Raw genomic sequence first — 24,808 nt, 5'->3', positions numbered from 1 at the left:
GTCCAATAAAAAGGCGAACAAGTTAAGATTTAAATTAGTTCAACGGGTTGGGAAATTGTCTATTTACTGCATCAGATGGTGATTGTAAAGCTTTACTTATTATAATAGAATATTCCTTATATATAAGCCATTTTGGTATTAGGCAGAAAAAATTGAAATCACACGACAGGAATGAATGAAATGAAAACCATTACAATTACTGATGTCGCCAATCACGCGAAAGTATCAAAAAGCACAGTTTCCCAATACCTGAACAAACGCTATGAATATATGAGTGAAAAAACAAGGAAAAAGATTGAAGAAACAATAGAAGAGTTAAACTATCAGCCTAATATAATAGCGCGCAGTTTAAAACAAAAATCCACTTTTACCGTTGGGGTAGTGGTTGCCAATATCCTTCACACGTTTTCAACGCAAGTTATTAGAGCTATAGAAAACTACTTTTATGAACAAGGGTTCCACATTATCGTTTGCAATGCAGATGACAATCCTGAAAAGGAAAAGAATTATATTGAAATGCTAAGGGCTAAACAAGTGGATGGGATCATCATTTTCCCCACAGGGGACAATCTTGATTTATATCAACGTATGAAGAGTGATCAATTCCCGATTGTTTTCATGGATAGGACGATCGAAGAATTGAATATTGCTACAGTCATGCTCGATAATCACCTTGCTTCCAAGTTAGCGGTCGATCGGTTTATTGAAAAGGGTTTTGAAAACATTGCAATCATAACCACTTCAATAATACGCGATATCAGTCCTCGAATCGAACGGATCAAAGGGTACAAGGATTCACTCGCGTCACATGGGGTACCATTCAATTCAGAATATATTAAAACTGTGAATGCAGATGAAATTCCGGTTGCGCTTTCAGAATTTTTCGAATTGGAAAAGCCGCCTCAAGCCATTTTGGCAGGAAATGATATCGTACTTAATGAAGTATTGCGTTATATGAAACAGCACGAAATCAATATACCTGATGACATAGCGGTCATAGGTATCGATGATGTTCCTTATGCCAGTTTCTATACACCGACCATCACAACGGTTAATCAGCCGGCCATTGAAATGGCAAACTTGGCAGCAGAGTTACTGCTTAGTCAAATCAATAAATCAGGAAAAGAGGATACAAGCGTCCATCGCTTGAAACCGACTTTGCTTTCAAGGAATTCTTGCTAGATTCGGATGTAAGAATTCCTGTGAAAAAGAAAGCGCTTTTTTTACGGGGATTCTAAACCGATTTAGTTTTTGGGTCATATAGGTTTTACTCTTGGTTATTAAATGGAAACGTTTCCAAAAATGCTGCTGCATTTATAGAAACGTATAGGGGGGTTCTTTATGTTTTCAAATGGTAGAGGAATGGTTATCGTTTTCTTGTTCTTGGCAGGGGTAATAAATTATCTGGACCGATCTGCACTATCCATTGCAGCTCCGTTCATCCAAGATGATTTATCCCTAACAGCAACACAGATGGGAATTATCTTTAGTAGCTTTTCAGTTGGTTATGCCGTATTTAACTTCCTTGGAGGCATGGCGTCCGATAAATGGGGAGCAAAGCTTACGCTTTTCGTGGCAATGATCGTTTGGTCATTATTCAGTGGTGCACTTGTGCTTGCTGTCGGTTTTGCCAGTATGATAGTCATCCGCATCTTGTTTGGGATGGGCGAAGGCCCTCTTTCAGCAACCATCAATAAAATGGTGAATAACTGGTTCCCGTCAAATCAACGGGCATCTGTCGTTGGTCTGACGAATAGCGGGACTCCGCTTGGTGGCGCAATCGCAGGTCCAATAGTTGGATTCATTGCCATCTCATATGGATGGAGAGTTTCTTTCATTGCCATAATGATAATTGGTCTTATTTGGGCGATTTGCTGGTGGAAGTTCGTTAAAGAAAAACCACAAGAGTCCAAAGAACAGAAACATACAGGAAAATCTTATGTAGCGGCAACATCGGAAGGAAAGGTGAAATTCACCTTTTATTTAAAACAAAAAACTGTTTTATTTACAGCTCTAGCCTTTTTCTCCTACAACTATATTCTCTTCTTTTTCTTAACTTGGTTCCCAAGCTATTTGGTGGATGCACGCGGCCTAAGTGTGGAAAATATGAGTATCATTACAGTGATTCCTTGGATCTTTGGATTCATCGGACTTGCTTTGGGTGGATTCGTGTCGGATTTCTTCTTTAAAAAATTCGCTCAAAAAGGTGTTTTATTCTCACGTAAACTCGTGCTTGTAACATGCTTGTTCTTATCGGCAGTATGTATCGGTTTTGCCGGACTTGTATCCACGACGGTCAGTGCGGTAACGCTTGTAGCACTTTCCGTCTTCTTCCTATATTTGACTGGTGCCATTTACTGGGCAATCGTCAACGATGTCGTAGACCCTGGTAATGTTGGATCTGTTGGAGGTTTTATGCATTTCTTGGCAAATACAGCAGGAATCATCGGACCGACGTTAACAGGATACATTGTCGATACCTCAGGCACATACACAGTTGCATTCTTGCTTGCTGGTGGATTGGCCATCGTTGCATCGCTTGCAGTCATCCGTTTTGTACGACCGATAGTAAAGCCTGCGTAATAGATTGTTAGAATGGAAGTGTCTCCCAAAGGGAAGACACTTCCATTTTTCATTTGTATTAGGCACGCCTAGCGAATACGATTTTCTTTTCGAAATGTAGCTGGTGTCTTTTCATTGTATTTCTTAAAGGTACGATAAAATTGGGGCATGCTTTCAAAACCACACATTTCAGCAATATGTGCAATGGTGTGATTCGTTTCCAGCAAAAGTTCCTTTGCCTTGATGATTCTTTTCGTGTTTAGATATACGATTAAGCCAATTCCAGTCGTTTCCTTAAAAACTCTGCTGAAGTGAGCGGGACTGACCAAAGCTTTTTGTGCAAGTGCCGTCAGTGTTAATGGTTCATCAATATGTTCATTAATATAGATTAAAATATCTTTGATCCATTCTGAGCTATAGCTGCCCTCGGATAAATCCTCTTTGCCATTTATCCGGGTACGGTATAAATCAAGTATGATCTGATGAACGATCAGCAAACAAGCATGCCTCGAGCCTATTAGTTGGCTAGTTGTTTCTTGCAGGATGAGCTGTAGCTGTTCCTCCAACTTTACTTGTTCCTTCTGCGGCAATGATATTTTGTAATTCTTACTCTTTTTTGTCAGATCAAACAAGTGTAAATATGAAAAAGAATCATCAACCACATCTTTATATATTAATGTGGGACTGAAAAAGATAATGGTGGAGGTGACAGGGTCGTCCTTATTCGGTAATGCCCTATGAATGGTATTATTCGGGATCAGGAATACATCCCCTTGCTGCATATCATAAAACACATCACCGATAAAAAAGGTCCCTTTACCGTTATAAACATAAACAATTTCATAATAGTCATGCATATGATCGGACAATTCATTCTGGGGACTTTTCGTATCTTGATAGACAAATGAGAATGGGAAGAGTAAATCATGGTTTAATGCATTATGAATTTTTTTCATTTGTTCATCTCCTGAAAGTATAATACAACAAGAATGAGTATATTTATAGCAAAAAACGCAATTTATATCTCATAAATTGATGTTAAAATTAAAATAGATTTAAAAATTAAAAAATTCAAGGGAAAAATGAAAGGGCTTTCGGAATGAATTGACGTTTGGTTCTGAACGTCTTACTCATGATAAGGAGGGACAAAATGAATAAATATGTTCAATTGCATTCAAATGATGATGTTGTTATTTCCTTGGAGGGAATTCATAAAGGACAGAGCTTCCAGATTCAAACAGAAGACAGTGGAATGATCCATATCAAGGCAAATGACGACATTCCTAAAGGGCATAAAATGTTAGTGAAACCGGTTAAACGAGGGGAGGACGTAATCAAATTTGGCTACTCGATCGGAAAAGCTAAAGAAGATATCTCCATTGGCGATTGGGTTCACACCCATAATCTAGCATCCGGTTTGCATGGTATATTGGATTATTCCTATCAACCTAGCATTCAAGATACAAATAAGCCAAGTCAAAATCATACCTTCCAAGGATATATCCGTGAAAATGGGGAAGTGGGTATCCGGAATGAAATCTGGATCATCAATACGGTAGGCTGCATCAATAAAACATGTGAACTTCTCGCTAAAATGGGCAATGAGCAGTTTAAAGATCGTCAAATCGATGGGATTCATCACTTTTCCCACCCCTACGGTTGTTCTCAATTGGGAGATGATTTGACCCATACGCAGAAACTATTGGCAGCCTTGGCTCAACATCCAAATGCAGCAGGGGTTTTAGTTGTAGGATTAGGGTGTGAGAACAATCAAATCGAAGCATTTAAAGAAGCCATAGGCGAATTTCCTCCTCATCGGATTAAATTTTTAAAAGCCCAGGAGGTTCAAGATGAATTGGAGAGCGGCTTACGTTTAATGGGGGAATTAGTGGAATATGCGGAAAGGTTCGTACGCCAGACCGTACCAGTTTCAAAGTTGAAAATAGGCTTGAAGTGCGGTGGTTCCGATGGTTTTTCAGGCATTACCGCTAATCCATTGGTTGGTGCTGTTTCCGATCTTATTGTGGAAAATGGCGGGACCACGATATTGACAGAGGTTCCTGAGATGTTTGGAGCGGAAACGATATTGATGAACAGGGCAAGGGATGAAGAAACCTTTAAGGAAATCGTTGGCCTTATTAATGATTTCAAACAGTATTTCATTCGCCATGATCAGGAAATTTATGAAAACCCTTCACCTGGAAACAAGGAAGGCGGCATAAGTACACTGGAGGAAAAATCACTTGGATGTACACAAAAAGGGGGCCATGCCACTGTAGTGGATGTAAGCCCATATGGACAACGAGTAGAGAAGCATGGTTTGAATTTAATCAATTCTCCTGGCAATGACCTGATTTCGGTGACGGCTTTGGCAGCAGCCGGCGCACATATCGTTCTATTCACTACAGGAAGGGGAACGCCGTTTGGGGGACCCGTGCCTACTGTAAAAATAGCTACGAATTCGGATTTAGCCGATCGTAAAAAGCACTGGATTGATTATAATGCCGGGCGGTTGATAGAAGGTCAAAAGATCGATGAATTAAAGGACGATTTATTCCATTACATTCTTGAGCTTTCAACAGGTAAAAAGAAAACGAATAATGAAAAATTCGGATATAGGGAGATAAGCATCTTTAAAGAAGGAGTCATTCTCTAATACATACACAATTTCTATCAAGCTATTAAAAAGGAGTGTTATTCAGTGAAAAGTATCGTTTGTGAACAACCTTTTGAATTTAAGATGATACAGTCGGAAAAACCAGTTCCAAACTCAGGGGAAGCTTTGATTCGTGTGCGGCGCATAGGTATATGCGGAACGGATATTCATGCCTATGGAGGCAATCAACCCTTTTTTAGCTATCCTCGAATACTTGGCCATGAATTATCCGGTTTTATTGAGTCGATACCGGAAAATGAATCTGGGCTTAATGTCGGGGATCAAGTATCGATCATCCCCTATATGGAATGTGGAGAATGCCTGGCTTGCAGAAGTGGAAAAACGAATTGCTGTACGGATATGAAAGTGTTGGGTGTACATGCTGAAGGCGGCATGAGTGAGTGGATTACGGTTCCTTATAATCATTTGGTGAGAACCGAGGGTCTCACACTTGACCAATCCGCAATGATAGAGCCTTTAAGTATAGGGGCTCACGCAGTTAGGCGCGCTGCTATTCATAAAGGGGAATTTGCACTTGTAATTGGTGCTGGGCCAATTGGCTTGGGAGTCATGGCATTCGCTAAAGAACAGGGTGCTAAGGTGATCGCAATGGATGTAAATGATGAACGCCTTGCGTTTGCCGGCAAGTGGGCAAATGCCGATTATACTTTGAATGTTTTGGAGAATCCAATGGAGAAATTAGCCCAATTGACGAATGGAGATATGCCAAGCGTGGTATTTGATGCGACAGGTAATGCTAAGTCAATGATGGATTCATTTAAATACCCTGCTCACGGCGGAAGATTGATTTATGTAGGTTTAGTTAAAGCGGATATTTCCTTTAATGACCCTGAGTTCCACAGTAAAGAGCTTACATTAATGGGAAGCCGCAATGCAACAAGGGATGACTTTGATTATGTCGTGAATACGCTGAAAAATGATTTGTTGGATATGAGCCAGTATATTACCCACCGCACACATTTGGATGAAATGATCAATCAGTTTGAAGGTTGGTTAACTCCTGAAGCTAAAGTGATCAAGGCCATTGTCGAAATATGAACATTAGTACGCTGTCATAAGGAAACCACATAAAACGCAATCCGAATTGGATATTTCTATTAGAAAGGAGTTCCTTGATCATGAACCTAAATAAAAGTCAACTGAAGCATCTGAGTAAAGATACAAACGCTGCCCAATATTCACATATGATGGAACTTCCCATGAAAGTATTGCAAATAGGGGAGGGGAATTTTCTTCGAGGCTTCTTTGATTGGATGATTCATGAATGTAATAAACAAGGACATTTCATGGGAAGTATTGCAGTTACCCAGCCCCGCCTCGCCGGAAAAGGGAAAATAGAGGAAGTAAAGCGGCAAGATGGAATGTATACATTAATGTTACGTGGTTTTCACCAAGGCGGGAAAGTGGAACATACAGAGATCATTTCCGTTTTTTCAAAGGTAATTGATCCATATGAAGAATGGATGGAATTTTTAGCACTATCAGAAAATCCTGAATTGGAATTTGTAGTTTCCAACACGACTGAAGCAGGACTCAAATACCAGCCGATTCCTTTGGAAGAAGGAAAGCCGATTGAATCTTTTCCAGGAAAGCTGACTTCTTTTTTGTATCATCGTTATCTGCATTTCAACGGGGATGCGAAAAAGGGACTGATCATGCTTCCATGTGAGCTTTTAGAGAGAAATGGTGATTCATTGAAGCAATATGTTCTTAAGCATAGCAGGGATTGGGATTTACCAAAGCCATTCATGGAGTGGGTGGACCGGGACAACCTATTCCTAAACTCGCTTGTAGACCGTATCGTTACAGGATTTCCAGCCAATGAGTCGGACAACCTATTTGCTGAATGGGGATACAAGGATACTCTGCTAAATACGGCAGAACCCTACCATTTATGGGCGATTGAAGGTGACCCTTGTATTGATCAACGTCTTCCTTTACAACAATCCGGCTTAAATGTGCATTGGGTAAAAGATTTGACACCTTATCAAATGAGGAAGGTAAGGATACTTAATGGTTCACATACCTTGTTGGCTCCTTTAGGCATTTTATCTGGATTGGAAGAAGTAAAACAGGCAATCGATCATCCGGAATTCAGCCAATTTCTGAGCAATGCCATCGAAAAGGAAATAATTCCTTCATTACCTTTTGATCAAAATGAGATGATGCAATATGGGGAAAGTGTTCTAGAGCGATTTAAGAATCCTTTTGTACATCACCTCCTGGCCGATATCTCGCTGAACAGTATTTCGAAGTTCAAGGCTCGTCTCCTGCCTACCTTGGAGGAATATCATAAGGCGAAAGGCAGGCTGCCCGACTGTATCGTAAAAGGCTTTTCGGGCCTGATCCGATTTTATAGGGTTAACGAAACCAAGGGGAGTTATATTGGTAAAAGCTTTGCGGGTAAAGTCTATGTCGTTAGAGATGATATAAAGGTAATTGAATTTTTCAGGGAACAATGGCTTCGTTATGAGAGGGAAGAAATCCCGCTTAGACAATTGGTAGAGGCAACGTTGAGTAATCAATATCTATGGGGGAAGGATTTGAGCGGTATCCCTAACCTTGGAAACGAATTATGCCAATATCTAGAAGGGATGATTGACTGAAATTATCCGTTGAAAGGAATTCCACAAGGTTAAGTTCATGAATAACATTACTATCTATTATTTTTTTCTTTATTTTATTTGTATTTTTGGTATACTGAATTAGTGATATTTTTTCTTGGTAGTTTCCTAATGGAAAGATATTAAAAGAATTACATATTCTTTATTCCCGTGAAGGGGAGTAGCGTCAGGGATAACCTGAAATAAAGTCGTCATTACGTGGGAATCCCACCGGCTTTATTGGCCTAATTCATTTAGTGCTTAGCGAGACCTTTGCCATTTATGGCAGAGGTCTCTTTATTTTTGTAAAAAGGAGGAATTTGTGTTGGATTTTTTAACAGGTGAATTCATTTCAGGACTTTTAGCGATCATTATGATAGATTTGGTTCTAGCCGGTGATAATGCGATCCTTATTGGATTGGCTGCAAGAAAGCTTCCAAAAGAACAGCAAAAAAAGGTGATAATATGGGGAGCGGTCGGCGCAATTGTGATAAGGATCATTGCAACGCTGCTTGTTGTTTGGCTATTAGAGGTGCCGGGACTGCATTTAATAGGGGGATTACTTCTTGTATGGATTGCTTATAAGCTCCTTATCGATGAAGAAGAACATGATGTGAAGCCTGCAGACTCTATGTGGGCTGCTATAAAAACCATCATTATCGCAGATGCATTGATGGGATTGGACAATGTCCTAGCGGTTGCAGGTGCTTCTCATGGTAACTTCACTTTAGTGGTGATCGGTTTACTTGTATCAATTCCAGTAGTGATGTATGGAAGCACTTTGATCCTGAAACTGATCGAACGCTTCCCATTCATCATAATAATTGGTGCGGGAATACTAGGCTGGACAGCTTCTAAAATGATCGTAGCTGAACCTTTCATGCACGACTACTTTGCAAATCCCTTCATTAAATATGGATTTGAAGCAATAGTGGTAATTGGAATCCTGGTAGCCGGGATTTCAAGACAGAAAAATATCGAAAAAGAAAAAGCAAACAGAGAAAAAATGCAAATCGAACGTAATGGATAATTGATACAAAGAGACCTTTCGAAATGAAAGGTCTCTTCTTTTTGTCTATGCCATATAAGTACAAAACAAGAAAAAGGATGTACCAAAGTCCGCACTTTGGTACATCCTTTTGCGAATTAGCAAACGATAACATGCACTTCAATCATGATATCTTAGCCAAATGAGCATATGGAGCATTCACCCTATTTATTAGTTTAAGTTAATCCATACACTTTTGACTTCCGTATAATTATCCAAAGCATAACTGCCCATTTCCCGACCGATTCCACTTTGTTTATAACCGCCAAATGGGGAAGCTGCATCAAATGCGTTATAGCAGTTTACCCAAACTGTACCTGCTTTTAATTCATTAGCCACATAATGGGCTTTTTTTACATCCTGTGTCCATAAACCTGCAGCCAATCCATATTCTGAGTTATTTGCACGGTTTATCACATCATCCAAATCGTCAAAAGGCATCGCAGCTACAACAGGACCGAAGATTTCCTCTTTAGCGATTGTCATTTCGTCTTCAACGCCTGCAAATATTGTAGGAGTTACAAAATAACCCTCTCCTTGTCCGTAATTACCCCCGGTAACCACTTCAGCTCCTTCAGACTTTCCTTTTTCAATATAACCGCCGACTCTTTCCATTTGTTCACTGGATACCAAAGGACCTATCTGGGTAGATGGATCAAGACCGGCCCCTTGTTTAATGTTTTTTGCATGGGACACTAAGTCAGCTACCACGTTATCATAGGATTTCTTTTGAATGTACAGGCGGGAACCGGCACAGCAAACTTGTCCTTGATTAAACATGATGCCCATTAAAGCTCCAGGAATGGCTTTACTCATATCTGCATCCGGTAAAATGATATTAGGTGATTTCCCGCCTAATTCCAACGAGATTTTTTTCACGGTTCCCGAAGCTTGGCGCATGATCATTTTCCCTACTGAGGTTGAACCAGTAAAGGCAATTTTATCGACATCAGGATGATCTACAAGCGGTGACCCTGCTGTTTCACCAAATCCAGGTATAACATTGAGAACGCCAGGAGGAAAACCAGCTTCAAGCGCCAATTGACCTAAATATAATGCTGAAAGCGGCGTTTGCTCCGCTGGTTTTAAAACGATCGTACATCCGGTTGCAAGGGCTGCGCCTAATTTCCATGCGGCCATAAGTAAAGGGAAATTCCAAGGGATGATCTGCCCTACCACCCCGACTGCTTCATGACGGGTATAATTGAAGTAATTCCCAGCAACAGGTATTGTTTGTCCCACTATCTTAGTGGTCCATCCAGCATAATAACGGAAGTGATCAATTGCAAGGGGGACATCGGCATTGGTGGTTTCGCCAATCGGCTTGCCATTATCCAGGGTATCCAATTGTGCTAACGCTTCTTTATGTTCCTCCATGAGGTCCGCTAATTTATAAATGAGGCGACTGCGTTCCGATGCACTCATTTTTTTCCATGGACCGTTGTCGAAAGCCTTACGGGCTGCTTTGACTGCTTTATCTACATCTTCCGGACCTGCTTCACTCACAACCGCTAAAACCTTGCCGTTTGAAGGATCGAGGGTCTCAAAGGTTTTTCCTGAAGCAGCTTCCACCAATTCCCCATTAATCAAAAGCTTTTTAGTGCCCTTCAAGAATTCCTGCACTCTCGGATTAAGTTTAATAGTTTGTTCCATGTATAATACCCCTTTTCATTTGGATTTTAAGTTCGATATTTGTTTTGTTCGGACAATTGCGTTCCTCTAAGTAAAAGGATCAGGCATAATCTTATGTTTTTGATACTATTCTCATTGACTGACTTGCAGCAAGTCTGAATATCTTTAAAACTGGATTACTTGAATTCTTTCCCCCCTTATCATAAGGAATCAATTTCTCGACATGTAATTATGCAAGACTTATGCCATAACAAAAAACCAATGAAACCAGCTAAAGAAGATGCTGGAGGGACATGGGAAGGTGGTAAACTGTTCCATATTGGAACAGGAAGTTGTACCAATATGGAACAAAAAAGATTAGAAGTTGGCATAATGCGTTTTCATTTTGGTGGGTATCTGAATTTTCTGTTATAATTAAATTGAATGAACGAACCCTAAATGCTCTGAAACTTTGGATTACATAGAGTTTCATTAATGAAATTGAATAAAAAACAGTGGCCGATTTACTGGATTATACATACGGGAGGATTATTCAATGTCTGTTAATATAAGCTCGGATAAAGGAACCGTACCGGCATTTATTCAAGAATCATGGCAGCGGTGCATTTCGAAGGGACTTCAGCCAAGCATGATGGATAGGGAAGATATGCTTGGTGCATTCGAGTTGGCCGAATACCACGATCGATATGCGGAACTCCTGTACCATTCTTCTCCCATTTTAGAAGAAGTTTATCGCTCGATTAATGGTTTGGAGTCCATTTTATTACTTGCTGCTCCTGAAGGATATATCATTGAAACAGTTGGGGATCCAGCTTTCATTCGGCATGCAGATAATGTTTCCCTAAGAAAAGGGGCTAATTGGCTAGAGGAATCAAAAGGAACAAATGCGATAGGAACAGCCATAGTAGAGAAAAACCCTGTACTAATTCATGGCAGTCAACACTTTCATCAGGATAACCATTTCCTTACTTGTGCCGCATCGCCCATTTATCACCCTGAGGGGCATCTGCTTGGTGTTCTGAATTTAAGCAGTCATCAACAGAATTATCATCCTTTTTCCATTAGTTTAGTTCAGAGGGTGGCTGATAGCATCAAACAAGCACTCTTATTGTCACATACACAAAAAAGGGAGAAAAACCTTTATTTTATATATGATTCATACCCTGATCCGTTAATTACCCTTGATAAAGAGGGAAAAGTTACAGATCTCAATATAGCGGCGTCACATGTAATCGGCACAATGGAAAAACCAGTATCGAATATAATATCAGGTACAGACCCACTTGTTTTAGAACAGAAGGTTTCAATTAAGGACCAGGAATTCCTGGTTCAAACCCTTGGTAAAAATATAGAACATCAATCCTCCGTGATCGTAAGGTTAAAAAAACAAAAATTGATTGATGGTTTAAAAACTAATCGTTATCAATTTACCGATATAATAAGTAATGATCCGCAAATGAATCAAACCATATCCATTGCTAAAAGAGCTGCAGCGCTTGATATCAGCCTGCTAATCACTGGGGAGAGCGGAACGGGAAAAGAACTGTTCGCTCAATCCATTCATGGGGTTAGCTTAAGAAGTGATGAACCATTCATCGCCATCAATTGCAGCGCAATTCCCGAAAACTTATTGGAAAGTGAGTTATTTGGATATGAAAAGGGTGCCTTTACTGGCGCAAAAAGCGGGGGGCATAAGGGGAAATTCGAAGCTGCAGATGGCGGTACCCTGTTTTTGGATGAAATCGGGGACATGCCGCTTAAAGCTCAAGCGACTCTGCTCCGTGTGCTTCAGGAACGATGTGTGACGCGCGTCGGAGGACATGCTTCCATTCCAATCGATGTAAGGGTCATTGCCGCCACCAACAAAGACTTACAAAAAGGAATTGAAGCTGGGGAATTCCGTGCAGATCTATTTTTCCGTCTTTGTGGATTGTCTTTAAAACTTCCAAATCTAAGGAGTCGTAAAGATTTATTGCTGTTAGCAGAATATATTTTAATGGATTTACCTTATAAGAGCGAACATACCGAACTAACTGACGAAGCTAAAACATTCATTTTGGAATATTCGTGGCCAGGTAATTTCCGTGAATTGCAAAATGTGCTGGGACAGGCTGCATTCCTAGCTGATAATGGCCCGATTACAAGGGAATTGGTTGCGGCACTTTGTCCTGTTTCTTCCATGACGCATGAGGAAGGGGCAAATGCCGATCGAGAACCAAGAAACTTTCAAGAACAAGAAACCCTACTTATCAGGAATGCATTGGAACGAACAAATGGGAATATCAGTAACGCGGCGAAACAACTCGACATCGGCCGTAATACGCTATATAGAAAAATGAAAAAGTATGGAATCAACTTTCAAAAGTAAGAGACTCACAGTATATAAAAAAATATGAAGGATCTTTTTATGACAATTTCAGATTCCCGACCTGATTTGGTCGGTTCTTTGTTATCGCAAGTAACTATATGCGGACTAGCATACCTGTCTCCTTATAAGCTACATTTCACCTAAAAAACAATAAATAATGAAGTGCAGGATATCAAAATCTCATATAGAATGATGTTATTGATGTAGTAACTAAATTCCGCAAGGGGATGTGTGGTCAATAGTATGGAGTTGTCATCTGAACATAAGAAGTATAAACATATATTGATTCAATATTTGGAAGAAAATGAATCTGTGTTTTTAAATGAATGGAACGAGACTATTAAGATCAATGAAATAGACCCTTACAAAGATAGAATTAAGGAAAATGGTTATGGGATGTACTCACTGGTCATCCAAACGTTCAAGGAGGTATTGTCTGATGATGTGCTGATAAAATTGGCTTACCAAGTTGCAAAAGAACGTCTTGAAGCAAATATCAACATTGGGGATTTTCTATATAATATCAATTTGGGAAGAAATATCATAATCAGAAATGTTTTTGGCGCCAATATCCCAATTAAATATATGCAGAGATTCATTAATGACATTAACCTGCACTTTGATACGTTCAGCTACCATGCAGTAACTAGATATACGAATCTTACAAATGAAGTGATTGAGGAAAAAAAGTCTTATATTAGTGAAAACCACAAAGATAAATTAGCGGTACTGGGTCAAATATCATCAAGCTTTGTACATGAGTTCCGTAACCCTCTTACAGCTATAATGGGGTTCAATAAATTATTGAAGCGGGAGAATCCTGACTTGAAATATTTGGATATCATAGATTATGAGTTAAACCAGTTGAATTTCAGGATAACCCAATTCCTCCATACCTCTAAATCTGATTTTAATGAGGAACAAAGAGAGGAAATTGCCGTATTAAAGTTAATTGAAGAAATACAAGAATTGACATATGCAAATATTGTGGATGCCAGCGTTAATGTGGAAATAGATATTTATCCAAACTTCGTCATGACAGCGAGCAAGGATGGGTTAAAACAAGTGTTCTTGAATCTTTTTATTAATTCCATTGATGCCTTAAAGGATAAGGAACATCCTAGAATTTTGAGGATAAACTCTTTAATTGAGGCGAATGAAAGAATAATTCGAATTTCAAATAATGGACCGGCCATTGCCAGTGAATTGATCGAATCTATTTTTGAGCCCTTTGTCACAACGAAAGAATTAGGAACGGGAATTGGATTATACGTATGTAAAAAGATCATTGAAAGTAATGATGGATATATGAATTGTGTCTCCAATGAAAATTTAACCACATTCAGCATCCATTTCCCCGAAGTTCAGTACTGAATCATAAGGGTTTCATACATATCAGTAGGGTAATTTACATACAGCATTATATACATATCGAATTTTTTCGAAGCTTGTAAACATAGAGTTTTAATTATTATAAGGAGGGGCATACCGGTTCTGCCGGTGTTTTACATATAATCATTCTCAGTGAAAATAAATTTATTTGGAAGATGCCAAGAAATCATAATTAGGATTTTAGCATCTTCTTTTTTATCCCTGTATTTTTCAGTATATATGTGTCGAAATAATAAAAGAAAACAAATAAATTGTCATTTTTTGATTCGTTTATGAATCGAAAAGGGTCGATAATTAATGTATGAATCGAAAATTGAAAAAATAATTCAATATTGAATCGTTTTAAATACATAAAAGCGTTAAACCCTAATAAAATAACTATCCTTTTTTTGGCATGGATATTGCTTTTATTATATATGTATAAAATTTTAGTGAGAGAGGGTGCTTTTATTAAAAAGGAAGTGTAAGGAAAGAAAGGGTAGAGCGGGATATCTATATTTTTACATAAAAGGACTTCACTCAACAAAAAGTGCAAAAACAGCAAGGTTCTTTGTACTTTCAGTTGAGGTGCTGATGTTAGTAAAGAGGGAATATAAATCGAAAAGCGGTTACGGTTAATAGAGTATATGCTGTGCAATATACATATAACGATCGTGAATTTGGCCTCATTAAAACTAATGATGAAACGGGAATAGGACTGCACTGTAAACATCGTTTTGAATGAAAGATTTCTACTAAGGTACCCATGAGCAATGGTTTACTGTACAAAACGGAAATTAGACAGTTTTAAAGGATGGTGACAATAGTGGCACTTCAAACAAATGAATTGAAACATGGTCTTAAGACCAGGCATGTCACAATGATTTCTATTGGCGGGGTAATTGGGGCAGGACTATTTATCGGAAGCGGAACAATAATAGATTCAGCTGGGCCTGGTGCTATTTTATCCTATATAATCGCTGGATTGATGATCGTGCTTATAATGCGTATGCTGGGTGAAATGGCTGTGGTAAATCCTGATAGCGGATCCTTTTCAACATATGCGCATCAAGCATTTGGTCCCTGGGCCGGATACACGATCGGCTGGTTATACTGGTTCAACTGGGTTATCATCATTGCTATAGAAACTACGTTATTGGGTACTATGATTCATGATTGGTTTCCTGGTATACCCATGTGGGCTGCTAGTCTATCCTTCCCTATATTAATGACGATTACGAATATCTATTCAGTCAAAGCTTATGGGGAATTTGAATACTGGTTAGCTTTCATGAAAGTGGCTGCCATTGTAATATTCCTCTTCCTGGGTGCCGCCATGATTTTCGGATTTGTTCCGGGATTTGACTCTCCAGGCCTTTCAAACATTACTGGAGATGGAGGATTTTTACCAAAAGGGTTTCTGCCTGTCCTTCTTAGTGTAATTTTCATTACTTTCTCTTTATCGGGAAGTGAGGTAGCTGCCATTGCTGCAGGAGAGTCTGAAAACCCTGAAAAAAATATTATTAGAGCCATAAACAGTGTTGTATGGCGTCTCCTTCTTTTCTTTGTTGGTTCAGTGACCGTGTTGGTTCTCGTAATCCCCCAAGGGGCTGAAGATTTACTGAAAACCCCCTATGCCAGCGTATTTGACATGGCAGGCCTGCCGGCAGCGGGTCAAATCATGAATATCGTAATCTTCACTTCATTGCTTTCTGTATTGAATTCAGGCCTTTATACAAGCTCTCGTATGTTATATTCTTTATCAAAAAAAGGTGATGCACCGAAAATACTTTCCCGAGTGAATAAGCGGGGAATCCCGATTTGGGCGTTAATGGCAAGTGTTTTCTTTTCTTACGTGTTCACGACATTTAAATTTGTTTCTCCTGATAAATTGTTTGCTTTCCTCGCAAACAGCTCTGGAGGAGTCACTATGATCATGTATATCTTTATCGCCTTTTCTCATCTATATTTACGGAAAAAGACGGAAAAAGAAAATCCCGGGACACTCAAAGTGAAAATGTGGCTATTCCCTTATTTAACCTACGTGACCATTGCCGTATTATTTATTATATTCGTTGCTCAGGCGTTCATTGATTCCATGAGATTGCAATTCTTTCTTACAACCCTTCTCACTATTCTAGTAATTGGGTCATACTTTCTGTTTTATCATAAGAAAAAGGTAATTACTCCTGAACAAGATGCAAAACTAAAAAACATTCACGTTAAGGAAGGGTAATGGATACAGTAGTTTTTTCAATTAAAGAAAGAAAACTTGATTATCCTTCATGGTTTTTACTTTTTTGGGGGTACACTTTGAACGTTGATTTTCACTCCAGGCACTCGCTTTCCGCGGGCAGTCCGGGAGCCTCCTCGGCGCTCTTTGCGCCTGTGGGGGTCTCCCTTGGACGTGCTTTTCTAAGCGGGAGTCTCGAACACCCGCTCCAATCAACTGAATTGTATTTTAAGAAAAAAAACTGTAGGCTGGTCTCATCCCGAACCATATTAAAGACTAGTTTTTCTTTATGGTTTTTACGGTTTGATGTGACATGGCAGACAGTCGGCGGAAAATGGAGCGGATTTCTGAGATACTGGAACGTTTTTCAAATAAAAAACTGCAGGCAAAGGCTCTTTTGAATTTGTCACAGTCTGGGCTGCTCTTAGTGGGCAGCTTTTTTTCTGGTTACAAAAATGATCGCATTCATTTCATGGTAAAGATTTAAGCGAGTTCGGGATTCTGACTGCAATCAACCCATTACGATACTCATTCATTTGCAACTTTGAAATCCTTTGCTAGAATATAATCTATAGAAAAGATTAGGAGTGGTTACTGTGGCTGAAACTCCAGCTGAAGATTTGATTCATTATATCGCACCAAAAGGAGAATTTATCCCTTTTTTAGATGATACGGACTATATCGCTAAAGGATTGGAATGGAAATTATTCACTGCCCGTTCGGTAAAAAGAGAACTAGTATATAAAAGCGGAAGTTTTCAAGCAAAGGTCAAATTAGCAGGTTATGAACAATACGGCAACGGACTTGACACTGTAGTCGTTCAATTTGAAAATGGTAAGCTTAGTTGCATTAACCCTTCCTATTTAAAGGAAATGCAAAGCTCCAGTTTCGGAAAAGAATTGTTGAGTGGCCCGGTTTCCGAAACAGCCGCAGTTCCAAGTGAAACTGAGCAGGTGATGGAAGCGCCAATTACGGAAAACTCCGATCAGCTAAGTGAAGAACCAAAACAAGCAAAAACCAAAACTAAAAAAACGACAGCAAAACCTAAGTTGGACTTCCCTGGGGAAAAAGTGCATTTCACCGCGACCGTCAAGGAGTTCACGGCGAAAATGAACCATTTTACTGGTGAAGAAGATGAAGTCATACTCTTGGAGAATGTCAAAGTGACAACGGAACCTGAATTGACCATCGGCGATGCTTGGTGTGGATATAGCAAGACATTGAAAAAAGCTGAACTCGAAGAAGGTGACGAAATCGAATTTGATGGAAAAGTGGTCGACAAAAAATATAATAAAGAAATACGCTATAAAGTAAATAATCCATCTAAGTTAGTGAAAAAGGAAGGATAAACGCTTGAAGTTCTTGATATGGAGTAAGCCGCCGCTTACTCCTTTTTTTGATGCATTAATCATCCTTCAAAAGAAGTGGATGCGTTTATTGTGAACTTATTAGAATAGATGAGTCCGATTCTGGAATATATTCGTTTGTGGGAGATACAACTTAAAAACCAAAGTGATGCAAATTATTCGCAAATCGTATAGTTAAGGGTTTCGCTTTTGTGGTTTCATATATTCCAGTGTTGGGGATAATACATTATGAAAATGGATTTATAAAAAGATTAGGGGGGATTTTTAAATGAAAGAATTATTTCAGTTATTGAAACAAGGTAATAAATCGGCTTTCATTGCTGCCTGTGTGAATAGTATCATCGCTGTGCTAAAGGGGATTGCTTACTTCATGACAGGGAATGTCGCTATGTTTGCTGAAACTTTACATACTTTGGGCGATGCTGCGAATCAGTTTTTCGTCTTCATTGGTTCCGCACTAAGTAAAAAGGCACCAACTGATCGATTCCCTGATGGTTTTGGACGTTTGGTTAACCTAGTATTATTAGGGGCAGTATTGATTGTCGGAATCATGTCTTATGAAACGATTAAAGAAGGGTTTCATCACATTTTGCACCCTGCAGAATCAACTGGTATCCTTATTAACTTGTCCGTCCTTTTCTTAGCGGTTGTGTTGGAATCATATGTATTATTTAAAGCGATGAAAGAAGTGGTGCATGAGACTGGAATCGAAGCTAAAGGAGCAGCCGTCATATTTAAGAGCTTCACTGGTTTAAAAAGAGCAAAACCAGCGACGAAATTAGTATTCATGGAAGATATGGTAGCGACCGGTGGCGGGGTGCTTGCGATAATTGCCATTTTATTAGCAAACTTCACGCCTTTCATTCAAGCGGAAGGAGTTGCTTCCGTCATGATCGGTCTCGGTATGTTCTATGTGGTTGGAAGGGTTTTTCTTGATAATGCTGCAGGGGCTCTTGGGGAAGCCGATATTGAAATGCGACAAAAAATCGGGACGATGGTCATGGATGATCCAGACGTAAGGGATATACAGAAACTGGCGGTATTAAAAGAAGGGGAAGACTTCCATGTAGAACTTGAAGTCGAACTTGATCCCCATATTTCAATTGCCCAAGCGGATGACATTAAAGATCGGCTATTTAATGAGATATTCAAGGAAAGAGGGGTAACGGATGTCATTATAGAATTCGATGAAAATGATGGTGTCCCAAAATGGGAAGGTCAAATAAAAAAAGAATTGAATGAAATTAAAAAAGACAGGGAGTAGAAAGAATGGCAGAATACAAAGTGTCATGATAAGAAATTTGTTTGATTATAAATATCACGACACTACTTATAATGCCTGTTCAATTATTCACGTACTTTCCTTGCGTATGCATTATAAGCTATCATGGACTTAGTTACATAAAGAAGGATTATGAAAGGGTGAATAAGATTGGGGAAACATGATATTAAGCTAGTTGCACTTGATATGGATGGCACGCTTCTCAATAAGACAGGAGAGATATCTGAAGAAAATCGCAGAGCGATAAAAGAAGCCGAAAATCAAGGGGTTTTTGTGGTATTGAGCACAGGAAGATCCTATGCTACATGCAGTGATTTTGCAAAGTCAATGGAACTTCAATCATTTCTCATTACGGTAAACGGAAGCGAAATTTACGATAATCAAGGAAAACTGGTGGAAAGGAATATAGTCGATAGTGATTCCATACAATGGATGTGGGAATTAAGCCAAAAACATGGTACACATTTCTGGGCAATAAGCTGCGATAATATTTACAGGGCTGAAATGCCTGAGAAAATCCATGATTCGCAATGGCTTAAATTCGGATTTGATACAGATGATGAAAGCATCCGCAAAATCATCATGGATGAACTGGTGTCAAAAGGAAACTTTGAAATAAGCAATTCAAGCCCGACGAATATTGAAGTGAATGCCATGGGCGTAAATAAAGCGAAAGCGATAAAGCTCGTATGTTCATTGCTCGATATTACTATGGATAATGTTATGGCAGTGGGTGACAGCCTTAATGACCTTGCAATGATTTCTGAAGCAAAAGTGGGTGTGGCAATGGGAAACGCCCAAGAAATTGTGAAAGAAAAAGCAGATTGGATTACAGCGACAAACGAAGAAGATGGTGTGGCTAAGGCAATTCGTAAATGGGCGCTTTCAAATTGAACCGAAACTGTATATGGGACGTATCCATATACAGTTTTTTTATTGAAATGGCGCTGCCGAAAATGAAATTTTTGCTGCTAAATTAAATTTCTTGAAAATTGTGTATTTTAGAAGTATGATAATCTTGTAGTGTTATATTTTGGTAATATATTAATAATGGGAGGTTTAATGGATGACTAGAAGTTTGCCTGAACAGTGGTGGAATCAATTATCTTTACCAGTTATCTCAGCACCTATGTTTTTAATATCCGGTCCTGAGTTAGTGAAAGAATGCTGTTTGAATGGGGTGATCGGCTCTTTTCCAGCACCGAATGCGCGTCCGATAGAGGTACTGGATCAATGGATGGGTGACATAAACGACACATTGATTGCAGCAAAGGATAAAGAACCAGGCTCAAAGATTGCTCCATGGGCAATGAATATGGTTGTCCACCGTACATATAGCCGGCTTGAAGAAGAGTTGGAATTGGTCAAAAAGCATCAGCCTCCCGTCGTCATTACATCATTAGGTTCACCCAAACATGTGGTGGATGTCGTACATAGCTATGGCGGCTTGGTCTTTTCGGATGTCAGTTCTGTGGATTTTGCAAAAAAAGCTGCGGAGTCAGGTGTGGACGGATTGATCTTGGTTGCCGCGGGAGCCGGTGGTCATGCGGGTGAGATAAATAGCTTTGCTTTCGTGGACAGCGTAAGGACTTTCTGGGACGGAATCATTTTGCTTGCCGGATCCATCAGTACTGGTCACAGTATTTTGGCAGCTCAGGCAGCTGGAGCGGATCTTGCATATATGGGTACACGTTTTATCGTGGCGAAAGAGAGCAGGGCAAATGATGAATATCGTGAAATGCTTGTCGATTGTGATCATGATGACATCATCTTGACTGATGCATTTTCAGGCGTTAATTGTAATATGCTGAAACCGAGCATCAGAAAGGAAGGCATGGACCCGGAACAATTAGCCAAAAAAGAAAAAGTCGATTTTGACAGCATGTCCAAACCATCTGAATCTAAAGCGTGGCGTGATATTTGGTCAGCGGGTCATGGTGTAGGGGCAATTAAAAAAATAGATACCGCTGCCGGCATCATTAAACAATTGGAAAAAGAGTATCAGGAGTCCTTGAAGAAATTGACCGGGCAGGCCGAAAAATTAAAAGGAATTATATCAAAATGATATGAAAGCGCTTTATTAATTATGCTAATATAGCTAACAAAAAGGGTATCCATTATGGATATCCCTTTTTTTCATATAATGTCAGACATAATTCATGATAAGGTCTCAATCAGCTAAAAAGGCAATCAAAATAGGATATAAAGAGAAAAGCAGTAAATATACGAGGTAAGATTGTGAAAAAATATTGATAAAAAGAAGGATAAATGTTATATTATTTTTGTGATACTGACCAAATGAACAATATGGTCAGTAATTATTGATTGTTTAAAAATTATATATATCAAGGTGAAGAAGAATTTAAATTTATATTGCAGAAGCAAATGACTTAATTATGCATTCTTCAATCAGTTTTCACCTAGATAGATTAATAAACGGCATATTCGTCGTATAGGAGGGCTTGGTAGGCGTGTTTAAATCTTTAAAGGGTGAATTTTTAGCCATAATAAAACATCCTATGATACTCATTTCCGTAATAGGGATCATACTGATTCCTTTATTATATAGCGGCACGTTCCTGTGGGCATTTTGGGATCCATATGGTAAGGTCGACCAATTGCCTGTTGCCATTGTCAATATGGATGAGGGTGCGGAGTTCAATGAATCGGAACTTACAATAGGAAAAGATTTAGTCAAGGAATTAAAGGAAAAGAAGGATTTCGATTGGCATTTCGTTAGTCAAAAAGAAGCCAATGAAGGCCTTGAAAATCAAGATTATTACATGAAAATAGAAATCCCGAAAAACTTTTCGAAGAATGCAACGACCTTACAGGAGGATAATCCGGAAAAACTTGATTTGATTTATACGTCCAATGAAGGGTTCAACTATATATCGACTAAAATAGGTGACGCAGCTTCTGAGAGAATTAAAGGGGAGGTATCGTCAGCCGTTACGAAAACCTATGCAGAGTCAATGTTCGATAATTTGAACGAAGTGGCTGATGGACTCAAAAGTGCCAGTGATGGAGCTGGGGAATTGAAAGATGGGACAGATACAGTGAAGAGCGGATCCAGTGAACTTGGTGAAGGGATTAACTCAGCCAAAGAAGGCTCCAAAAAAGTGGATGAAGGAATTGATTCCCTTCATTCAGGTTCTGTCGAAATCCATGAAAACTTGGAAAAATTAGCTGAAAAATCATTGACCTTTTCGAATGGGGTCGGTTCGGCAGCTGCGGGATCGAAAGAACTCAATCAAGGGTTACAACAGTTCAGCTCTGGTGTTGGACAAATGAAAGATGGGCAATCCGAGCTTTTGAAAGGAGCCAAGAAATCTGAAGCGGGAACTGGTGAATTGGCCTCTGGACTGCAGCAGTCATTAGAGGGCTTCAATCAAATAGAAGAAAAGCTGCCCGCGTTGACAGAGGGAGCAAATGGTGTAGCGGCTGGTGCTGCCCAGCTTTCAGGTTCATTGTCTGATTGGAGCGCAGCATCGAACGAAGCAAAAGCGGGGGCATCTGAAGTGTCGGCAGGATTGGATGAGGTTATTTCCGGATTGAAACAACAATCTGAAGCTGCGGATGATCCTGCAGAAAAAGCGCGTTTGGAGGAAGTGATTTCTTCTCTAACCCGCATCAGTGAAGGTAGTAAAGGAGTTTCTGCAGGAGTAGGGAAACTATCAGCCAGTGCAACTGAAATTGCTAAAGGCTCAAATAGCCTTAGTGATGGTGCAAATCAGTTAGGTGAAGGTACAAGTGCATTAAGCGGAGGTTTCACTCAATTAAAGCAAGCTCAGGATAAACTCGCCAATGGGGCGAATGAACTGAAAAATGGTCAAGGTCAATTGGTGTCTGGTTTGACAACATTTGGCGATAGTATAGATTCCGCTCAGAGTGGGCTAGGACAGTTAACCGAAGGCAGCAATAACTTGGTAAGCGGGCTTGATCAGCTTGAAGATGGCTCCAAGCAATTATCAAGTGGAACCTCACAGCTTTCCGAAGGTTCCAAAGGTCTGGTTACGGGAACGGATAAGTTGAAGGAGGGTTCATCCAGCCTTACTAGCGGTATGGGAGAACTGGCGAATGGTGCCATAAAGTTACAAGATGGAATCGCCAAACTTTCAGATGGATCTGTAGAATTACATGAGGAATTGAATGACGGGGCAAACGAAGCAGGTAAGATAAAATCCAATGAAGAAGTATATGACATGTTTGCAAGCCCAGTTAAAGTGGATAAATTACCAATTAATAATGTACCGAACTATGGAACAAGTTTTGCACCATATTTAATTTCATTAAGTTTATTTATCGGGGCTATCGTTCTGACAATCATTTTCCCGTTAAGAGACCCTGCTGTTAAACCGGCGAGTGGATTTAGCTGGTTTATTAGTAAATACAGCGTCATGGCTCTCATAGGAATCTGTCAAGCCATATTGGTGGACTCGATTTTAATTTTAGGCCTTGGAATCAATGTTACGAGCCTGCCGCTATTTTTTGCAGTAAGCATTCTTGCTAGCTGCACATTCATGGCAATCATTCAGTTCCTTGGTTCGGCCTTTGACAATCCTGGCCGGTTCATAGCATTATTGATTTTGATTCTTCAACTGACAAGCAGTGGCGGAACATTCCCAAATGAATTGGTTCCAGGCTTCCTGCAAGGATTCACACCGTTTTTACCGATGACTTACTCTATTAATGCATTTCGGGCAGTGATTTCAACAGGAGATTATAGCTTCATGTGGCATAATCTTGGCATATTGGCCATATTCCTCGTTGCGGCATTAATATTATCACTTCTTTACTTTATGTATCGGCATAAGAAATTGAACGGCGCATTAAATGAACAACAGGAAGAAGCAACTGTACAATGATCAAAAAACAGCGACCCGTCATGGGTCGCTGTTTTTTGATAAATATCAGGTAATAAGTGAAATGCAGGAAAATAAAAGTGCCCCTAAAATAACACCAATCGTAAAGATATGCATTCATTTTCTAACGGAATTGGCAACGGTTTGTTTGTGACTAAGCATTGGTGCAGCCTGAACAATGAAGTAATTATTGAAACGGCTATACCCTTGTCTTTTGAGGTGCAGGTGCATATTTCTTCATCGGATTTTTTGCAATGACATCCTTTAAATAAGGATGGCCAGAAGGACCTGGTTTTCTCATAAGTTCCATTAGATAAGCAATATCGTCCATAGCCCTATGTGTTTGAAAATTGGTGATATTATGTGCCTGCAGTAATGTTAAGAGTTTACTATTCTCAAATCCATATTGCTTCCAAGGTACATTCCGCATCGTACAGAACCATTTTTGATCATTGATTTCCGGATACATTTGGTAGAGAAAACTTCTATCGAAAGAAGCATTATGTGCGAATATCGAATCGGTACGGGCAATGAAGGATTTAATTTTTTCATCGTGAAAACTTTTTCCTTCGACGGAGCTGTATGGAATCCCATGAATTCTGTATGCTTGATCATAATTCCTTCTTGCTCCATGGGAGAGAGGCTCCCTCAAAAATGATTCTTGATCAACAAGATTAATGATTTCCCCTGTTTCACTGCTGTATGTAAAGAGTATAAGGGCAAGCTCGATAATTTCATCTGAAGAGGGACGTAAACCAGTTGTTTCTACGTCGAGTACTAAACCTAATCTATTAGTCAAT

17 protein-coding genes are annotated in these 24,808 nt (G+C 39.5%); 14 read left to right on the top strand and 3 right to left on the bottom strand.

What is annotated here, in order from left to right:
* Positions 1-180: 180 nt before the first annotated feature.
* Together ACIROD_RS01065 and ACIROD_RS01060 are read left to right on the top strand one after the other, a co-directional pair.
* A complete protein-coding gene (locus tag ACIROD_RS01065) occupies positions 181-1,182 on the top strand; it encodes a LacI family DNA-binding transcriptional regulator (protein WP_402937229.1) in 1,002 nt (333 codons plus the stop codon).
* 159 nt (positions 1,183-1,341) lie between these two features.
* Positions 1,342-2,583 (top strand): MFS transporter, encoded by a 1,242-nt coding sequence (locus ACIROD_RS01060; RefSeq protein WP_101225447.1) that lies wholly within the window; start codon positions 1,342-1,344, stop codon positions 2,581-2,583.
* 68 nt (positions 2,584-2,651) lie between these two features.
* On the opposite strand, the gene ACIROD_RS01055 is transcribed toward ACIROD_RS01060, so the two are convergent.
* A complete protein-coding gene (locus ACIROD_RS01055; RefSeq protein WP_101225446.1) occupies positions 2,652-3,518 on the bottom strand; it encodes an AraC family transcriptional regulator in 867 nt (288 codons plus the stop codon).
* A gap of 194 nt (positions 3,519-3,712) precedes the next feature.
* On the opposite strand from ACIROD_RS01055, the gene ACIROD_RS01050 reads away from it, so the two are divergent.
* The 4 genes from ACIROD_RS01050 (at position 3,713) to ACIROD_RS01035 (ending at position 8,872) form a co-directional block, all read left to right on the top strand.
* On the top strand, positions 3,713-5,218 hold the full coding sequence (locus ACIROD_RS01050; RefSeq protein WP_402937226.1) for a UxaA family hydrolase: 1,506 nt from the start codon (positions 3,713-3,715) through the stop codon (positions 5,216-5,218).
* A gap of 45 nt (positions 5,219-5,263) precedes the next feature.
* The gene (locus ACIROD_RS01045; protein ID WP_101225444.1) at positions 5,264-6,277 is read left to right on the top strand and encodes a zinc-binding alcohol dehydrogenase family protein; all 1,014 of its coding nucleotides are present in this window, start codon (positions 5,264-5,266) and stop codon (positions 6,275-6,277) included.
* An 80-nt stretch (positions 6,278-6,357) separates the two neighbouring features.
* Positions 6,358-7,845 carry a tagaturonate reductase gene (locus ACIROD_RS01040; protein ID WP_402937224.1) on the top strand — a complete coding sequence of 496 codons (1,488 nt, stop codon included), beginning with the start codon at positions 6,358-6,360 and terminating at the stop codon, positions 7,843-7,845.
* Positions 7,846-8,167: 322 nt separating this feature from the next.
* Positions 8,168-8,872, top strand: a complete 705-nt coding sequence (locus ACIROD_RS01035) for a TerC family protein (RefSeq protein WP_101225442.1) — start codon at positions 8,168-8,170, stop codon at positions 8,870-8,872.
* Positions 8,873-9,061: 189 nt separating this feature from the next.
* Here the strand turns inward: ACIROD_RS01035 and ACIROD_RS01030 are convergent, their stop codons facing one another.
* Positions 9,062-10,543, bottom strand: a complete 1,482-nt coding sequence (locus ACIROD_RS01030; RefSeq protein ID WP_241590872.1) for an aldehyde dehydrogenase family protein — start codon at positions 10,541-10,543, stop codon at positions 9,062-9,064.
* A 514-nt stretch (positions 10,544-11,057) separates the two neighbouring features.
* On the opposite strand from ACIROD_RS01030, the gene ACIROD_RS01025 reads away from it, so the two are divergent.
* The 8 genes from ACIROD_RS01025 to ACIROD_RS00990 all read left to right on the top strand — a co-directional run bounded on the left by ACIROD_RS01025 (position 11,058) and on the right by ACIROD_RS00990 (position 24,011).
* Positions 11,058-12,890: a sigma-54-dependent Fis family transcriptional regulator gene (locus ACIROD_RS01025; protein WP_402937221.1), complete on the top strand. Its 1,833-nt coding sequence runs from the start codon at positions 11,058-11,060 to the stop codon at positions 12,888-12,890.
* A gap of 243 nt (positions 12,891-13,133) precedes the next feature.
* Positions 13,134-14,264 carry a histidine kinase N-terminal domain-containing protein gene (locus tag ACIROD_RS01020; protein WP_101225438.1) on the top strand — a complete coding sequence of 377 codons (1,131 nt, stop codon included), beginning with the start codon at positions 13,134-13,136 and terminating at the stop codon, positions 14,262-14,264.
* A gap of 814 nt (positions 14,265-15,078) precedes the next feature.
* Complete coding sequence (locus ACIROD_RS01015) at positions 15,079-16,497, top strand: amino acid permease (protein ID WP_402940051.1); 1,419 nt, start codon at positions 15,079-15,081, stop codon at positions 16,495-16,497.
* Positions 16,498-17,090: 593 nt separating this feature from the next.
* Positions 17,091-17,843 (top strand): hypothetical protein, encoded by a 753-nt coding sequence (locus ACIROD_RS01010; RefSeq protein WP_402937218.1) that lies wholly within the window; start codon positions 17,091-17,093, stop codon positions 17,841-17,843.
* Positions 17,844-18,129: 286 nt separating this feature from the next.
* Complete coding sequence (locus ACIROD_RS01005; RefSeq protein WP_101225435.1) at positions 18,130-19,125, top strand: cation diffusion facilitator family transporter; 996 nt, start codon at positions 18,130-18,132, stop codon at positions 19,123-19,125.
* A gap of 168 nt (positions 19,126-19,293) precedes the next feature.
* Positions 19,294-20,037, top strand: coding sequence for a Cof-type HAD-IIB family hydrolase (locus ACIROD_RS01000; protein ID WP_402937216.1), 744 nt, complete (start codon positions 19,294-19,296; stop codon positions 20,035-20,037).
* 172 nt (positions 20,038-20,209) lie between these two features.
* A complete protein-coding gene (locus tag ACIROD_RS00995) occupies positions 20,210-21,208 on the top strand; it encodes an NAD(P)H-dependent flavin oxidoreductase (protein ID WP_402937214.1) in 999 nt (332 codons plus the stop codon).
* 406 nt (positions 21,209-21,614) lie between these two features.
* Positions 21,615-24,011, top strand: a complete 2,397-nt coding sequence (locus ACIROD_RS00990) for a YhgE/Pip family protein (RefSeq protein ID WP_402937212.1) — start codon at positions 21,615-21,617, stop codon at positions 24,009-24,011.
* 196 nt (positions 24,012-24,207) lie between these two features.
* Here the strand turns inward: ACIROD_RS00990 and ACIROD_RS00985 are convergent, their stop codons facing one another.
* Entirely contained in the window at positions 24,208-24,807 is a 600-nt protein-coding gene (locus tag ACIROD_RS00985; RefSeq protein ID WP_101225432.1) for an exonuclease domain-containing protein, read from the bottom strand.
* Between the last annotated feature and the right edge of the window lies 1 nt (position 24,808).

Source organism: Peribacillus sp. NPDC101481 (assembly GCF_044767165.1).
Classification (GTDB): Bacteria; Bacillota; Bacilli; order Bacillales; family DSM-1321; genus Peribacillus.
The sequence above is the reverse complement of the archived record's forward strand: the minus strand, read 5'-3'. Positions and strand labels throughout refer to the sequence as shown.

Bases quoted from the DNA above. Each gene is read 5' to 3' on its own strand.
- ACIROD_RS01065 (WP_402937229.1), top strand. From the start codon at position 181: ATGAAAACCATTACAATTACTGATGTCGCCAATCACGCGAAAGTATCA.
- ACIROD_RS01060 (WP_101225447.1), top strand. From the start codon at position 1,342: ATGTTTTCAAATGGTAGAGGAATGGTTATCGTTTTCTTGTTCTTGGCA.
- ACIROD_RS01055 (WP_101225446.1), bottom strand. From the start codon at position 3,518: ATGAAAAAAATTCATAATGCATTAAACCATGATTTACTCTTCCCATTC.
- ACIROD_RS01050 (WP_402937226.1), top strand. From the start codon at position 3,713: ATGAATAAATATGTTCAATTGCATTCAAATGATGATGTTGTTATTTCC.
- ACIROD_RS01040 (WP_402937224.1), top strand. From the start codon at position 6,358: ATGAACCTAAATAAAAGTCAACTGAAGCATCTGAGTAAAGATACAAAC.
- ACIROD_RS01030 (WP_241590872.1), bottom strand. From the start codon at position 10,543: ATGGAACAAACTATTAAACTTAATCCGAGAGTGCAGGAATTCTTGAAG.
- ACIROD_RS01025 (WP_402937221.1), top strand. From the start codon at position 11,058: ATGTCTGTTAATATAAGCTCGGATAAAGGAACCGTACCGGCATTTATT.
- ACIROD_RS01020 (WP_101225438.1), top strand. From the start codon at position 13,134: ATGGAGTTGTCATCTGAACATAAGAAGTATAAACATATATTGATTCAA.
- ACIROD_RS01005 (WP_101225435.1), top strand. From the start codon at position 18,130: ATGAAAGAATTATTTCAGTTATTGAAACAAGGTAATAAATCGGCTTTC.
- ACIROD_RS00995 (WP_402937214.1), top strand. From the start codon at position 20,210: ATGACTAGAAGTTTGCCTGAACAGTGGTGGAATCAATTATCTTTACCA.